This is a genomic window from Phormidesmis priestleyi BC1401 (assembly GCF_001650195.1).
Taxonomy (GTDB): Bacteria; Cyanobacteriota; Cyanobacteriia; order Leptolyngbyales; family Leptolyngbyaceae; genus Phormidesmis_A; species Phormidesmis_A priestleyi_B.
On record NZ_LXYR01000002.1, the window covers coordinates 1 to 14,741 of the forward strand.

Consider the following 14,741-nt stretch of genomic DNA (forward strand, 5'->3'; position numbering starts at 1 on the left):
GATCACGGCTTGAATAACTGGCTAACCTGTATCTCAAATGTAGGCACTTCGTTCATGGTGGATGGCTTGCATCTTAAGAGTCTGAATCAGTTTTATAACAAGCAAGTTGCCACCCTCAAAGAGAATCAGCCTCAAGGTTTTTGGTCTAAGCGATTAGCTGCCATCACTGAGAAACGCAATCGTCAGGTTAGGGATGCGGTCAATAAAGCGGCTAGAAAGGTGATCAATCATTGTCTTGAGAACAGAATCGGCACCGTCGTGTTTGGCTGGAATCGAGGGCAGAAAGACGGTGCCAATATGGGTGCTAAAACCAATCAGAAGTTTGTCCAGATTCCCACGGGCAGACTCAAAGAGAGAGTCTCGCAACTGTGCGAACAGCACGGGATTCGATTCGTTGAGACGGAAGAAAGCTATACGTCTAAGGCTTCGTTTGTGGATGATGATTTCCTGCCTAAAATCGGTGAGAAACCCGAAGGGTGGAAGGAGTCAGGCAGACGAGTTAAACGTGGCTTGTACCGCACTCAAAACAATCAGTACATCAATGCTGATTGCAACGGTGCGGCAAACATCTTGCGAAAAGTAGCGACAACTTTAGGGCTATGCCTTGAGGGAGTCAGTAGGGGCGCTTTGTTAACGCCTTTGAAGGTTCGCTTGTGGACTCTTCAAGAATCCCCTCGCCTTTAGGCATGGGGAGTATCAACATTCCCATTGGTCACACTTCAACAGACGATCGACCAGTGGATCAAGACCGTCCCTAATCACAACCCTGAGTTAGCGACGCAGCTACGATCGGGCATATCAGACGTAAATGCCACGATCGTCCTGCTTCAACAGCAGCTAACTTGGGAGCGAGAACAGCGTCAGCGAGCCGAATCTGAAGTTCGCTTTCTCGAACGAACAACCCCAGCGATTGACCAGCCTACCATTTTAGAATATCAGCGCACAGAAGCCGCCCTCGCCAAGCGAGAAGAACTGCTGCGAACCGTTGTCACCAACCCGCCAACGATTTTATATGCCCTCGATCGCGATGGCATCTTTATCCTCTCAGAAGGCAAAGGGCTAGAAGCCATGAACCTCAAATCAGGTGAAGTGGTCGGACGGTCTATCTTTGACTTATATAAAGATCACCCCGATATGCTTCAGGCGGCTCATCAAGTTCTCAATGGCGCAGAAAGAGAGTTGATCTTGAACCTAAACGGGATCACTATCGCTGATTATCTCTCGATCGTCCTTCAAGAAACGCAAGCCCAGCAAGAACGTCAACGCGCCGAAGAGCGTCTGCGTCTATTTGAGTCAGTCGTCGTCAACGGACGTGATTCTGTGATCATCACGACTGGCGACCCTGAAAATCCTCAAATCACGTATGTCAACGCTGCTTTTATAGCATCAACAGGCTACGCGCCAGAGGAAGTCATCGGCAAAACTCCTCGCCTTTTGCAAGGACCGAAAAGCGATCGTGCTCAACTCAACAAAGTTCGTCAGGCGCTGCTTGATCAAAAATCGATTCAGATAGAGCTAGTCAACTACCGCAAAAACGGCTCTGAGTTTTGGGTCGATCTCAATCTAGTGCCCATTTTGGACGATCATGGAGCGTTGACTCACTATGTTGCCTTGCAGCGAGACATCACCGATCGTAAGTGGGCGGAAAAAGCGCTGATTGCGACTCAGGCACGTCTAAAGTATCTGCTCTCGTCCAATCCATCAGTCATCTACACCTGCCATCCAAATCGCAACCGCTCCTGCACATTTGTGAGCGAAAATATTACTCAGCAATTAGGCTATGAAGTTTGGCAATACCTGAAAGAATCCCGCTTCTGGCTCGATCGGATTCATCCCGATGACTTAAGCAGGGTGCTAGAGCACGTCTCTCAACTCTTTGAGATTGGGCAACTCACCTGTGAATATCGATTTCTTCACAAAGATGGCTCTTATCGCTGGCTGCGAGACGGCATGAAACTGCTGCGCGATCAAGGGCAACCTGTCGAGATTATCGGCTCAGTCGTGGACATCACCGATCGCAAGCGGGCAGAAAATCAAATTCGTGCGTCGCTCGAAGAAAAAGAGGTGCTGCTTAAAGAAATTCACCATCGAGTCAAAAATAATCTTCAGGTCATCTCTAGTTTGCTCAAACTGCAAGCTGGGTATATTAAAGACGATCGCATCTTAGAGGTGTTTAAAGAAAGTCAAAACCGCGTTCGAGCGATGGCACTCATTCACGAAAAGCTTTACCAATCGGAGGATTTAGCCAAAAGCAATTTCGCGGAGTATATCCATAGTCTAGCAACTGATTTATTTCGCTCTTACTCAGTGCATTCGCGAATGGTTAAACTCAATCTGAACGTCAAAGATGTGCGTCTCATCATCGATACTGCTATTCCCTGTGGACTGATCATTAACGAGCTAATCTCAAACTCGTTGAAATATGCGTTCTCAGCAGGTCAAACAGGAGAAATTAATATTCATTTCTTTTCTGAAACTGAAGATTGCTATACGCTCATCGTTCAAGATAACGGTTCAGGGTTCCCAATAGATTTGGATTTCCGCAACACAAAATCTTTAGGCTTACAGCTAGTGTGTAGCCTCACTAAACAGCTACATGGCACCATCGATTTAGAGCGCGATCGTGGAGTTGCATTTAAGATCACGTTTGCCGAGCAAAAACAGAAGGGTTAGATGTCAACCACCAATATTCTCATTGTTGAAGATGAAAGCATCATTGCTTTAGATATTCAAAATAGTTTGGTTAATGCAGGCTATACCGTAATTGCGATCGCAACTTGTGCAGAGGAGGCACTCGATCTAACGGCTCAATATGTGCCTAATTTAGTGCTGATGGATATTCGTCTGCGCGGTGAAATAGATGGCGTAGAAACCGCCGAAAAAATTCGCAGAGAGTTCAATCTTCCGGTTGTTTATCTGACCGCCCACGCGGACGAAAATACCTTACAGCGCGCAAAGATTACCGAGCCGTTTGGTTATATTCTCAAACCCTTTGAAGATCGGGAGTTGATTACCACGATCGAGATTGCTCTTTCTCGCCACAAAGCCGAAGGTGCCATTCGGTTAGCGCTTGAAAGAGAGAAAGAACTCAATCAACTCAAATCGCGATTTATCTCTGTGGTCTCCCATGAATTCCGCAATCCTCTGAATGCGATTCTTTTCTCGACTGAGCTTTTAGAGCGCTATGACTCTGAACTCTCAGCCGAGCGAAAGCATGGATATTTGCAGCGCATCAAAATATCAGTGCGGCGAATGAGTCAATTATTGAATGATGTTTTAACGATCGGAGAAACCGAATCAGGAAACTTACCGTTTGACCCTCAGCCGATTGACCTTCTCCAATTTTGTAAGGATATTATTGACGAACTGCAGCTAAGTCAAGCGATGCATTGCTCCATCCAGTTTTCTCACAGCCACACAAATTTTTTATTGTTAGAAAATTCGTCTTCTCCATGCTTAGACGAAAATCTTTTGCGTCACATCTTGACCAATTTGTTATCGAATGCAGTTAAGTATTCTCAACAGGGCAAGAATGTAGAACTTAACTTAATTTATAGTAATAAAGATGTTGTTTTCCGCGTTCAAGATTGCGGGATTGGGATTCCAATAAGTGACCGATCGCGGCTGTTCGATTCTTTCTATCGTGCCAGCAATGTTAAGACTATTCCTGGAACAGGGCTAGGATTATCGATTGTCAAACAGTGTGTTGATCTACACGGCGGCACGATCGAAGTAATCAGCGAAGTTGAGATAGGAACGACCTTTATAGTCACGCTACCGTTGAAGCACTACCCGTTAACTTATGAAGAAAATTTTAGTCATTGAAGACGAGCAAACGGTTCGAGAATCGATTTTAGATCTGCTAGAAGCAGAAGGCTTTAGCGGGATTGGAGGCGAAAACGGTAACGTTGGGCTACAGCTTGCCCGCGACAACCACCCAGACTTGATTCTCTGCGATGTGCAGATGCCTGATTTGGATGGCTACTCGGTCTTGACCCATCTCCGCCAATCGACCAACACAGCCGATATTCCCTTCATTTTTCTCACTGCCAGAGGCGCAAAGGCAGATATCCGCTATGGGATGGAGTTAGGCGCAGACGATTATCTCACCAAACCGTGTACTGCCACAGAGCTGCTAGGTGCCATTTCAGGTCGGCTTGCAAAGCAGGCGGCGCTCTTAGAGCGATATAACAAGCAGACTGCAAGCACTCAAACTCAACTCCCCGATCGGGCTTTTCGTCCTGATTCTTCTCAGCAGCTAGCCGTCGAAACTAACCATTCTTCCTCCCGCGATGGATTGCTCAACCACTTCTATCAAGAGCTACGCAATCCTTTATCTAGCATCAACATGGCGCTGCACCTGCTAAAAACCGCCTCGATCGCTACCCAATCTGACTCCAATATTGCCATGATTCAACAAGAGTATGGGCGAGAACTGGCAATTCTTCAGCAAGTTTATAAGCTACAAGATTTTCTGATACCAGAAAGCGCCGTCCTCCTTCAAAGCTGCAACTTAATTGAGTGGTTTGAAACCGACTTAGATGCGTCAAACTCAAACAACTGAACCCTGACCTCAACACATGAGCGAGGGCGAAAAAGGTTTGCCCTTTTTTTGTCTGTAACACGACGCGCAATTTGCCGCAAAGACCTTTGCACCTGTAGCGATGTCAGCATCTGCAAAAGCAGGCTGACTCAAAGGAATGAACACTAGCGCAAGCGTGATTAAAATTGCTGTGAGCAGCGTTCTTATTGGCATTAATTCCTTCATGACCAGATCATTAATGATGTGGCTCTAAAAGTTTCTATGTAGGAACATCCCCCAAACTTCCTAAAGGGAAATCGGGAGGAATGAAACTTGTTGCTGAGCACGCACCTCTTAAACAGATGTACGGTGATTCAGTTGTGAATATTTTGTCCTGCTCATTTCTTTTCGTCAAAAGACAAGCTGTCAAACTTAGAGAAAGTCTTAACTCCTAAGAAATACAGGCGTTGCTGAATCGATCGGTGAAGCACAGATTTTACCCTCACCCTAGCTCTCTCCCTAATGGAGAGGGGAAAAGAGTTCTGGCTCCCTGCTCCCCAGGGTGAAGGGTTGGCGAGGGCTTGCCCCACTTCACGAGGCTACGGTGTACACACAAGTCTGTGTCGCTGCGTTTCAGGGCTTTCAGCCCCCTAAATCCCCCTACGTCACTTGCTTTAAGCCGGGGAACCCGCCCAAGGCAGTGACTCATCAAAATTGGGGGACTTTGAACCCGGAATTTTAGCTTGAAGTCCCCCAGATTGGGGGATTTAGGGAGCGAGGATCTCAGCAATGACTGATCGAAAGACTTGTGTGTACACGGTGGACTTCATGAGGAAGGCATTTCATATCTGCATTCATCAACGCCGATTTTTGTTTGGATTTGCTTTTTCTCCACCGAAGTCTACGTTGCCTAATTGCGATAGAACTTAAACTCGATCGCTTTAGTGCTGCACATCAACACTGACTATGATTCATCTGTTGTCAGCATCCAGTCACGAGTGCCAAAACACTGACAGGAGTTAGCCGCAACTTTAGCCGCCTCACTCAACGCGCTCAAAAAGTCAGTCTGCAAAATAAAATGGCAGAAGGCACCGTGAAAAATGTCACCCGCACCGAGCGTATCCATCACCTGAACGTTGGGCACCTCGATTTGAGTTCTCACTCCTGAATTGAAGACCTCGATCGAGTTTCCCCCCCGTGTAATCGCAATCCGATCAATTCCCCACCGAGACAAATAATCGAAGACTTGCTCAGAACTGTGACAGTCGGGCGGATAGAAGTTTGCAGAACAAATGGCGTAATCAACTAAAGGCAGCACCCGATCGAAGCCGACTTTCCAGCTACCGCCATCCATGACGATCGCCACTCCTTTCTGCTTGGCTTGCTGCGCGATCGCCACACTCGCCTCTAGTTGATGCCCGTCAATCAAGACAATATCAACCCCTTCTAAACTAGGCAAAATTGCGTCACCGTGAGACTTGACAGCATTCATTGCGATAACCGCCCGTTCGCCTGTGGATTGAGTCACGAGAATCGAGGACACCGGAGGCGAATCAGATCGAGTCGGATCGAGATCGGCGATCGTCACCCTACACTGCTGCAAATCTGCCAAAATCAAATGATTGATCGGATGGGCACCCACAGCTCCTAAAAGTGTGGCATCGTTTCCTAGATGGCTAAATGTGACGGCAGCATTGGTTGCTGGACCGCCCGCCGCGATCGTGGAATTGAGCGCCGCGATTTTCTGATTGCAGGCTGGAACCTGATCGACGAGATAAATCAGATCCAGCGTCACCATTCCGATAAAAAGTCCGTGTTTTCTCATGGTTTCTAGAGGCTACGATCGCGACATGGATGCAAACGCTGGAACACTCTATATTGTTGGCACCCCGATCGGCAACCTCGAAGATATGACCGTTCGGGCGGTGCGAATTTTGCAAACGGTCGATCTCATCGCGGCTGAAGACACTCGACATACCGGAAAGTTGCTGCATCACTTTCAAATCAAAACGCCTCAGATTAGCTATCACGAACACAATCGTATGATTCGCGTCCCGGAGCTAGTGGCAAAATTGCAGCAAGGATTGGCGATCGCTCTCGTCAGTGATGCCGGAATGCCCGGAATTTCTGATCCGGGTTATGAATTGGTGAAAGCCTGTGCTGAAGAAGGATTTACCGTGGTTCCGATTCCTGGAGCGAGTGCGGTGATCGCGGCGTTAAGTGCATCGGGTTTGCCCAGCGATCGCTTCATCTTTGAAGGATTTTTACCCGCAAAAAGTCAAGCGCGTCGCACTCATTTAGAAAGTCTACAATCTGAATCTCGGACGATCGTTTTTTATGAATCTCCCCATCGATTGAGAGCCACGCTGCAAGACTTAGCGGATGTGTTGGGTGGCGATCGCAAAATCACCTTAGCGCGAGAATTGACCAAACTGCACGAAGAATTTTGGCGAGGAACGACTGCTGAAGCGATCGAGCTTTACGTCAAACGAGAGCCTCAAGGAGAATATACGATCGTTGTCGCAGGTGCTGAAGCTGTAAAGGTTGTCTTATCAGAATCCGCCTTGAGATCCGAACTGCAAACCCTTCTCAATCAGGGGCTTTCTCGCTCTGATGCCAGTCGCCAGCTTGCCCAACAAACATCACTTCCGCGTCGTCAAATTTATCAACTAGCGCTTTCCCTTCCAGAGCAATCCTAAGCGTTAATCCGGATTCCAAGAGACTCAAGCTGATGTCTAATTCAGACTGAGAAACAAAAATCTGAGGGTAGTCTTTTAGGAAACGATGAGCAAATTATTAGGAATTCTCTTGGTAGTGGCAGGGCTTTATTTTTTAGGGAAAGACATCATGTTTTCTACCTACTACTCTCCCTATTTCTGGCGAAGCTTGCCTGCAACGGGTTCGGTTTTGTGTGTTACGGGAGGGGTCGTTTCTTTGCTGTGCTTTCCTAGAGAAACTGGAAACTTGGGCTGGATTTTATTAGGTTCAGGAATCTTACTCGTCTTCCTAAGTGGTGGCGTATTTCTCCAGCCCACTAGCCTCTGGAACTTTATGATCGCCTTTGCAACCTTGGTGAGTGGCTACAAACTGCTTACGGGGCGATCGCGATTCTAGCTCCATCAGAAACGGTGTAAGTCAAACACGACTTCTGCCATAATTGGGAGTGACAGGTGTAGGACTCGCCACGCTCCCTTTATCGGTTTGCCCATGACCCAAGCTGAGATTGAAGCAGCTCTGCAAACTGCCTTTCGTCAGTGTGAAACGGCTGGCTATTCTTTGAGTGAGAATCAACAGCAGATTTTGTCGGCGGTGCTCAAAGAACGGCTTTGTGATTCATCAAATCCTCCGTCTCTAGAGGTCAACCCGTTAGCTGCCCTGGCTCCTGAGCAACGTCAGGCACTGTTTCAGTTCATCAAAGCCCAGGAGCAGCAAAACCAATCCTGGAAGGTAGCCCTACTGAATGATTGGCTGCACGATCGAGCCTCCGGCAACGTCCAATTTATTCGAGATGCCTATGGGCTTCAGTGGTTAGAAACCGTGACCTCAGCTAATTTGGCTGACTATGAAGAAGAGTCACTGCGGCTGAAAGTGGGCGATCGGATTAAACTCTCAAACGGCTTGTGGGAGTGGGTGCAAGACACCGGACCGTGTAGCCGAGAGTGGTTTTCAGGAGTCGTCATCGGCATCACTGAAACTCACAGCCCTCTCAGCGGAGACAACTTGGTTGAGAGTCAAGTCAGCACTCACTGCACCGTCCGATTTGAGAACGGCAGCGAATACGAGATTCAAGGCATTTATGAATGGAATCGCCCAAACTGGCGTTGGGCAAAGGGCTAACGGTTCAAAAGTCTCCTTTTTTATCTGAGACAACCGATCGACCTTGAAGAAAATCTAGCGTTGAAGAGTGCCATTGAGCCGGAGCTTTAACCGGAATGCGAATGCGGCTTTTGCGATCGTGGTGTTGCTCTAGCAAATCGTCATAGAGAGCGACCAGTTGAGTAATGTTACGACTAAGGGTGTAGCGTTCTTCGGCTCGTTGTCGCGCTTTTCGTCCTAGCATCGCAGTCCAAGTGTGATGATCGCGCAGTTGAGGCAGCAGCGATTTGAGTTGAGAAGTCACCCCCTGAGTGGGGATGATTACTCCTGCTTCGTTTTCTAGCACTTCTCCATCTGCCCCAGCATCGGTAGCAACACACGCCACGCCACACGCCATCGCTTCTAACAGCGAGAGAGACAACCCCTCGACGAGAGAAGGCAAGACAAACACATCCGTTCCTCTGAGAATCTCAATGCGCTTTTGCTCGTCGGCGATGAATCCTTGCCAGATGATGCCGTGTTCTTCGCCATAAAAGGGAACCAGCGATGAAGCTAACGTGCCATGATTGCCGACGATCACGAGCTTGCTGTTTTCCCCCATGTTTGCTTGTTTCCAGGCTTTTAAAAGGGACTCTACATTTTTCTCAGGTGCAATGCGACCTTGATAGAGAAACACTCGATCGGCACCCAATCTCTCTTTAAAATCTGATTGACCGGGAGAATATTTCGTGGTGTCAACCCCGTTGGGGATCACCGCAATCCGATCGGCAGGAACGCCCAACTTGATCAAGATATCTCGCTGAATGTGCGAAAAAATGATGATGCGATCGTACTTCGCCAACGACGGAGCATAAAGCTGATACATCAAGTGTTGAGTGCCCGATGTCAGGTTGCGCCGCTTGCGATCGAAGGCGGGGTGAAACGTCGCAACTAAGGGCAGATTTAGCTTCTGGCAAATTTCTGGCAATAAGAAATCGAGCGGAGACAGCGTAAGTGAGGCGTGTACTACATCAGGTTTGGGCGACAACTCTTGCAGCGCTTGAGTCAGCACCTTACTCGACTTCCAATTAGGGACGGTGTAAATCTGAGATTTATAGAGAAACGGAATCGGAACTTCGTGAATGTCAGGCCAGTTATCAGGAGCCGCTTCCTCTTGGGCAAAGTGAAAGAAGCTGACTTGATGGTCATGTTCTAGCAGCCCATTCGTGACTTCTCGACCATAAGTGACGTTTCCACAAAATGGCGTTTTTTTGCCTAGCCAAGCGATGTGCATTCGGGGTTTAGTGTTAAAAGGATTAATGATTGGCGATTAGTCGTTAGGGGTAGATTTGGGGCAATAAACGACTAACCTCTAACCACTAACTACCTGATTTAGAAATCGTTGTACGGGAAATATACCAGGTTAATGAGGCTCCTGCGATCGTCAGTGCGGCAAGTGCTAAAAACACGACTCGTAGTCCAAACAGGGTTTCAGACACGCCTGCTAAGACTAAGGGCAAACTCAAAGCAATGTTAATTGCATTATTTTGCAGCCCAAACACTTTACCCCGCATGGCTTCTGGCGTTTCTTGCTGAATCGTCGTCTGCATTGGGATGCCCACCAGAGACGCAAAGGCTCCTAGGGTGGCGATCAAGAGCAGCGATGCCCACAGGTGATGATAGAAAAAAGCAAGTCCGATCAGGGAGACTGACATACCGATCGAGCCATATAACCCCAATCGAGCGTGAGCAAAACGCTGCCCAAAGGTGCCTAACAGTGCGGCTCCGGCTGCCATCCCAACCCCGCCAGCGGCAAGTAAAAAGCCAAACTGAGACGATTTAATTTCTGGAATCACCTCCGCCAAGCGCACCGCCAGCACTGCCAATGCTGCAAAAATTGAGAACAAAATTACGAGCTGAATCAGGGCACTGCGGACGTGGACTTCTTTGCCCAAATAGCGCAACCCATCTTTGATATCTTCCCAAACGTGAGGCTCTTCTGCGGCAACCTCAACGCCGTCCACCATCACAGTTTTTGATTTCTCCCCTGTTTTGAGCACCACCAGGAGAAGTCCGGAGATCGCGTAGCCGCCGCCCACCAGCACTTCTTTACCGACTCCGGCAAAGCCGCCGAGTTGACCAAATAATGTGTCTGCTAGTGCCAAGAGTGGCTCACCGACTGCAAAGCCGATGATCACCGATGCCATCATCGTCGTCGTGTAAAGCGAATTAGCAGACAGCAAGTGGCGACGCTCAACAATCAGCGGAATTGCAGACTGCTCGGCGGGGGCAAAAAACTGAGTCAACGTGGACACTAAAAAGGTGATGCCCAACATAATGCAGAAGCCGACGGGCAGATTTCGCACCGTTGTCCAATCGTGAGACACCCACAATAAAGGAGGCAACGCGAAAACCAGTGCACCTCGCAGCAGATTGGTGGCAACCAAAACGGTTTTTTTAGACCAGCGATCGACAAACACCCCGGCAACTGAGCCAAACAGCACCGCCGGAATCGTGAAGGCAATCATAATCGACGACACCCAGCCGCTAATCGTCTGACCTTCTGCCTGAAAGCGGCTCTCAATCAGCGCGATCATCAACACCAAATAAACTTTATCTGAGAGTTGTGAAAAAACCTGCCCTGCCCACAGCGTCAAAAAGTTACGGTTTTTAAGCACGGGTGCAAAGCCTTGCTCATCTTCATCTTGAGGCAAATCTGACTCAAGGGTTTCGCTGAGAGGCGCGTCAGAAGGCTCCGTAGTGGGCAATAACCCTGCGATCGTGCCGTTTGACAGATGCTTTCCTGCTCCATTTTGGGCAACTGAATTGGGGTGCGCCATTGGTTCAGCTATGGATTGATCAGACTCGTTAAAATCATCAGCGGGAGTCTCTTGAGTTCTGAGCATGGCTACATCTCTCTCTTCACTTAAACGATCGCTCGGAAAACTGACTCCATCAGCCCCACTTCGCCATGGGTCTGGAACCGATGGATAGGGGCGGTTAGGCGAGTTAGGAGAAGACATCAGGAGATAATCAGACGGATGAGATCGCATCATGGTTAAGCAGACGGCTCGGAGAAGGGGGCAGGAGCAAAACAGCTATCAATCAAAACAGCAGAGCGGATGGGCTGATCAAAATGATATTGGGCATAATGGCGCAGCAGACGTTCGATCGCAAACCAGGCTTCTTCGCAGGCAACCCATTCTTGAGGCAATTCTGGGGAGGTAAGCTCTTGCAAGAGAGAAAGCTCGATCGCGCTAATCGGCGTGTTGAGTCGAGCTTTCTTTGAGTGGTGCGAGGGAATATACTTCCCCGTTGGTTTGCCCCCATCTTGAATTTGAAGCTCCTCTAATGTGTCTAACGTGACTGCCCCACCGCCTACCGTGCTGAATCCGGCTTGCCAACTAGAATCGGCTAAATTAGGTTTGAGAGTCGTTTGAGTCACACAACATTGATGAACTTGAGGCGCAATTCCAGCTAAGACGAGTAGCTGAAACACGGCATGACTGAGGTGTGCCAATACGTGGGAAGAGGGCGATCGCTCCAGTCTGCCCAGATGCTCGTTGAGCAGATAGAACAACTCTTCTTGAGGCTGATCGCTCAACGCCTGCTGAAGCGTTAACTCTGCTAGATATTGCCCAGCGGTGAGCTTTTTGAGGTCTCCTCCCAGCTTAGGGTAAGATTCCAGCGTATCTGCCTGAGTGATTTTATCGAGCGATCGCCCTTTGGCAATTAGCAAATCGTTAACCACAAACAATCCACTCCGTCCGCCTAGTCTAGAATTTTGCTTGCGCGCACCCACCGCGACCGCACGAATCAGCCCAAACTCCCGCGTCAAGACAGTCAGAATCCGATCTGCCTCGCCGAGCGGCGTACTTTTAAGGTTAATTCCGATCGCTTTGTAGGTTCGACTCATCGCTGAATTCTTTACGCCTTATCTAGGGTATCGCGTTGACGAATCAAATCGGGTCCGCGAGAGGTGCCAAGTCGAGTTGCACCTGAGATAATTAACTCTAAAGCTTGATCGACCGTGCGGATTCCTCCAGAAGCCTTAATTCCGACTCGATCGTGGGTGAGTTCTTTAAGCATTCTGACATCGGCGATCGTGGCTCCGCCGTTCCAGCCTGTGCTGGTTTTGAGAAAGTCTGCTCCGGCATCCATGCAGATCTCGGCGGCGATGCGCTTTTCGTCGTCGGTGAGCAGCGACATTTCTAAGATGGCTTTAATCACCAGTCCGGTTGCGTCTCGAATCTCAGCGATCTCTCGATGCACTGCTTCAACGTCTCCGGCTTTGAGCCAGCCCAAGTTGATCACAACATCTAACTCGTCGGCTCCATTTTCGGTGGCTTCTTGAGCTTCATAAAGCTTGACCGCAGAAGTCGTTGCCCCTAATGGAAAGCCGATAACCGTGCAGACTTTCGGACTTTTGTTGCTGAGATATTCGACTGCCTGCCGGACATGAATAGGATTGATGCACACCGCCGCAAATTTAAACCGATCGGCTTCTTCACACCACTGCTCAACCTGCTCAGGCGTGGCGATCGGACTTAGTAGGGCATGATCAATAAACGGTGCGAGATCGATGTCAGAATGCGAAGCCACAGGTTCCCCTCTCGGTCAGTTTGCACGATTGCCTCGCAGTTCCCCAAAGGGGTAATCGCTTTCCTTTCACTATCTATCAAAAAGCGACCTGTGCCCCTCTTTCTCTCTAGTTCGTCAAGCGTGGCGCTCAAAAGCAGAATCCGCACTCCACCCCTAAGACTCAGACGCTAAGAACTGCGCGCTATTGAGGATTTGACTGCAATTGGTTTCTCAAGCATGACCTACACTCTAGCGAGTTCCAGTTCCCCCGGTTCCAGACGGTTCTGGGTTGGGAATTGGGCTAAACTTTACGCTTGCAGCGGCTGTCCAACTTAAAGCATTTCTCAGAGCAGACCCAACGATCGGCTGCATAAGGGAAGCTGACCTAGCGTGAGAATGTTGCGTAGAAACACTGTGACGCTGAGGGGAGGAATAGGCTCCTAATGTGCCAAAAAACAGCCCGGTGGCGATCGTCATTTTGAAAAAGCGGTCTGAAAAGGCACTTATCATGGGTAACACCGTCGAATAGAGCAACAATTCAGTAGTCCTCGTAAAATTATTTTAACGAGAGATTTTAGCAAACTACGAAAGCTTTACGAAGATTTACTGAGTTAGCCAATGCTAGTCTAGCTAGATCCAAAAAAGATTACGAACCATACTCTGTATAAATAAACTGAAATGCAGTTCCTCAAGCGTTAGAAAAAATTCAACGTACCTTTGCGCTTTTTTAAAAACTCAGGGTTTGAACGGATGACGGACGAAGACTCTCAAAATGGCAAAGTACGATCGCCGCGAAATCGCAGCTTAGAACTCACAGAGCAGGATCGGGGTCGCTTGCGATCGCGTCTCATTCCGTCTGTATCGGGAAACTTTTTAGAACTTCCGATCGGAACCCTTCAGGGAGATTGCTTAGAGCTAGTAAATCTGCTGCCGCAAAATTCTATAGACCTGATGATATTAGACCCGCCCTATAATCTGGCGAAATCCTTTCATGGGCTGAGATTTGCTCGGCGATCGGTCGAAGACTATACCATCTGGCTTAATCAAGTAATCAGTGCGCTCAAGCCTCTTCTCAAGTCCACTGCATCGATCTACATCTGCGGTGACTGGTTTTCCTCAACATCGATCTTTGCAGTCGCCGCCGAGCACTTCATCGTGCGAAACCGCATCACCTGGGAGCGAGAAAAGGGTCGCGGTGCCAAAACAAACTGGAAGAACGCCAGCGAAGATATCTGGTTTTGCACCGTTTCAGACCGCTACACGTTTAACGTTGAGTCCGTAAAGCTGCGAAGAAAAGTGATGGCTCCCTACCGCACTTCAGAAGGAACTCCCAAAGATTGGCAACTCACGGGTGACGGCAACATGAGAGACACCCATCCTTCTAACCTGTGGACTGATATCACGATCCCGTTTTGGTCAATGTCTGAAAACACCGATCACCCGACGCAAAAAAGTGAAAAGCTGATTGCGAAGCTGATTTTAGCGAGTTCCAATCCAGGGGATGTCATGTTTGATCCGTTTGTCGGCAGCGGTACGTCGTCTGTCGTGGCAAAGAAACTGGACAGACGCTATCTAGGCATTGACCTCAGTGAAGAGTATTGTCTTCTGACTGAACGTAGATTAGAGCTTGCAGACTCATCGCAAACCATTCAGGGGTTAGCCGATGGTGTTTTTTGGGAGCGAAACTCGCTCAAACTTAGAAATCAGCTTCAAGAGCCTGACTCCTAAGTTTAAATTGTTGCGATTTGAATCTGAATTTCGACCTCGAAAGCCGCATTTGTTAAGCTCTGTTTCAAATTAGTGAGAGTAATACCAATCCAACCAAATTGCCGTGATACCATTC

At 48.5% G+C, this 14,741-nt stretch carries 14 protein-coding genes; 8 read left to right on the forward strand and 6 right to left on the reverse strand.

The genetic code is table 11. The features are described 5' to 3' along the window. The 4 genes from A8707_RS01405 to A8707_RS01420 form a co-directional block, all read left to right on the forward strand. On the forward strand, nucleotides 1–684 hold a 684-nt coding region (locus A8707_RS01405; protein ID WP_156518316.1), incomplete at its 5' end, for an RNA-guided endonuclease InsQ/TnpB family protein. A 24-nt stretch (nucleotides 685–708) separates the two neighbouring features. Then, nucleotides 709–2,673 carry a PAS domain S-box protein gene (locus tag A8707_RS01410; RefSeq protein WP_068814498.1) on the forward strand — a complete coding sequence of 655 codons (1,965 nt, stop codon included), beginning with the start codon at nucleotides 709–711 and terminating at the stop codon, nucleotides 2,671–2,673. Continuing rightward, the gene (locus A8707_RS01415) at nucleotides 2,674–3,825 is read left to right on the forward strand and encodes a hybrid sensor histidine kinase/response regulator (protein WP_068814499.1); all 1,152 of its coding nucleotides are present in this window, start codon (nucleotides 2,674–2,676) and stop codon (nucleotides 3,823–3,825) included. Then, nucleotides 3,803–4,564 (forward strand): response regulator transcription factor, encoded by a 762-nt coding sequence (locus A8707_RS01420; RefSeq protein ID WP_068814500.1) that lies wholly within the window; start codon nucleotides 3,803–3,805, stop codon nucleotides 4,562–4,564. Before A8707_RS01415 ends, A8707_RS01420 begins: the two co-directional genes overlap by 23 nt. Before the next feature lie 922 nt (nucleotides 4,565–5,486). Here A8707_RS01420 and A8707_RS01430 read toward each other — a convergent pair. Further along, complete coding sequence (locus A8707_RS01430) at nucleotides 5,487–6,347, reverse strand: PfkB family carbohydrate kinase (RefSeq protein WP_068814502.1); 861 nt, start codon at nucleotides 6,345–6,347, stop codon at nucleotides 5,487–5,489. On the opposite strand from A8707_RS01430, the gene rsmI reads away from it, so the two are divergent. The 3 genes from rsmI (at nucleotide 6,346) to A8707_RS01445 (ending at nucleotide 8,359) form a co-directional block, all read left to right on the forward strand. Beyond that, on the forward strand, nucleotides 6,346–7,221 hold the full coding sequence (gene rsmI / locus A8707_RS01435; RefSeq protein ID WP_231947889.1) for a 16S rRNA (cytidine(1402)-2'-O)-methyltransferase: 876 nt from the start codon (nucleotides 6,346–6,348) through the stop codon (nucleotides 7,219–7,221). The two genes, A8707_RS01430 and rsmI, sit on opposite strands and share 2 nt — an antisense overlap. 85 nt (nucleotides 7,222–7,306) lie before the next feature. Then, complete coding sequence (locus A8707_RS01440) at nucleotides 7,307–7,636, forward strand: hypothetical protein (protein ID WP_068814503.1); 330 nt, start codon at nucleotides 7,307–7,309, stop codon at nucleotides 7,634–7,636. A 93-nt stretch (nucleotides 7,637–7,729) separates the two neighbouring features. Next, nucleotides 7,730–8,359, forward strand: a complete 630-nt coding sequence (locus A8707_RS01445; RefSeq protein ID WP_068814504.1) for a hypothetical protein — start codon at nucleotides 7,730–7,732, stop codon at nucleotides 8,357–8,359. 4 nt (nucleotides 8,360–8,363) lie between these two features. Here A8707_RS01445 and A8707_RS01450 read toward each other — a convergent pair whose 3' ends face one another. The 5 genes from A8707_RS01450 to A8707_RS27800 form a co-directional block, all read right to left on the reverse strand. Further along, complete coding sequence (locus tag A8707_RS01450; protein WP_068814505.1) at nucleotides 8,364–9,611, reverse strand: glycosyltransferase family 4 protein; 1,248 nt, start codon at nucleotides 9,609–9,611, stop codon at nucleotides 8,364–8,366. A gap of 85 nt (nucleotides 9,612–9,696) precedes the next feature. Further along, nucleotides 9,697–11,373, reverse strand: coding sequence for an MFS transporter (locus tag A8707_RS01455; protein ID WP_231947890.1), 1,677 nt, complete (start codon nucleotides 11,371–11,373; stop codon nucleotides 9,697–9,699). Between the two features lie 2 nt (nucleotides 11,374–11,375). After that, the gene (recO, locus tag A8707_RS01460) at nucleotides 11,376–12,233 is read right to left on the reverse strand and encodes a DNA repair protein RecO (RefSeq protein ID WP_068814506.1); all 858 of its coding nucleotides are present in this window, start codon (nucleotides 12,231–12,233) and stop codon (nucleotides 11,376–11,378) included. Between the two features lie 11 nt (nucleotides 12,234–12,244). Continuing rightward, nucleotides 12,245–12,919, reverse strand: coding sequence for a deoxyribose-phosphate aldolase (gene deoC / locus A8707_RS01465; RefSeq protein WP_068814507.1), 675 nt, complete (start codon nucleotides 12,917–12,919; stop codon nucleotides 12,245–12,247). Nucleotides 12,920–13,147: 228 nt separating this feature from the next. Continuing rightward, entirely contained in the window at nucleotides 13,148–13,435 is a 288-nt protein-coding gene (locus A8707_RS27800; RefSeq protein WP_231947891.1) for a hypothetical protein, read from the reverse strand. 213 nt (nucleotides 13,436–13,648) lie between these two features. Here A8707_RS27800 and A8707_RS01470 point away from each other — a divergent pair, with 213 nt between their 5' ends. Then, on the forward strand, nucleotides 13,649–14,626 hold the full coding sequence (locus tag A8707_RS01470) for a DNA-methyltransferase (RefSeq protein ID WP_068814508.1): 978 nt from the start codon (nucleotides 13,649–13,651) through the stop codon (nucleotides 14,624–14,626). Nucleotides 14,627–14,741 lie beyond the last annotated feature (115 nt).

Excerpts from the sequence above, each read along its gene's own strand:
- rsmI (WP_231947889.1), top strand. The coding sequence starts at position 6,346 with ATGGTTTCTAGAGGCTACGATCGCGACATGGATGCAAACGCTGGAACA.
- A8707_RS01455 (WP_231947890.1), bottom strand. The coding sequence starts at position 11,373 with ATGATGCGATCTCATCCGTCTGATTATCTCCTGATGTCTTCTCCTAAC.
- A8707_RS01430 (WP_068814502.1), bottom strand. The coding sequence starts at position 6,347 with ATGAGAAAACACGGACTTTTTATCGGAATGGTGACGCTGGATCTGATT.
- A8707_RS01445 (WP_068814504.1), top strand. The coding sequence starts at position 7,730 with ATGACCCAAGCTGAGATTGAAGCAGCTCTGCAAACTGCCTTTCGTCAG.
- A8707_RS01415 (WP_068814499.1), top strand. The coding sequence starts at position 2,674 with ATGTCAACCACCAATATTCTCATTGTTGAAGATGAAAGCATCATTGCT.
- A8707_RS01420 (WP_068814500.1), top strand. The coding sequence starts at position 3,803 with ATGAAGAAAATTTTAGTCATTGAAGACGAGCAAACGGTTCGAGAATCG.
- A8707_RS01440 (WP_068814503.1), top strand. The coding sequence starts at position 7,307 with ATGAGCAAATTATTAGGAATTCTCTTGGTAGTGGCAGGGCTTTATTTT.
- A8707_RS01450 (WP_068814505.1), bottom strand. The coding sequence starts at position 9,611 with ATGCACATCGCTTGGCTAGGCAAAAAAACGCCATTTTGTGGAAACGTC.
- recO (WP_068814506.1), bottom strand. The coding sequence starts at position 12,233 with ATGAGTCGAACCTACAAAGCGATCGGAATTAACCTTAAAAGTACGCCG.
- A8707_RS01470 (WP_068814508.1), top strand. The coding sequence starts at position 13,649 with ATGACGGACGAAGACTCTCAAAATGGCAAAGTACGATCGCCGCGAAAT.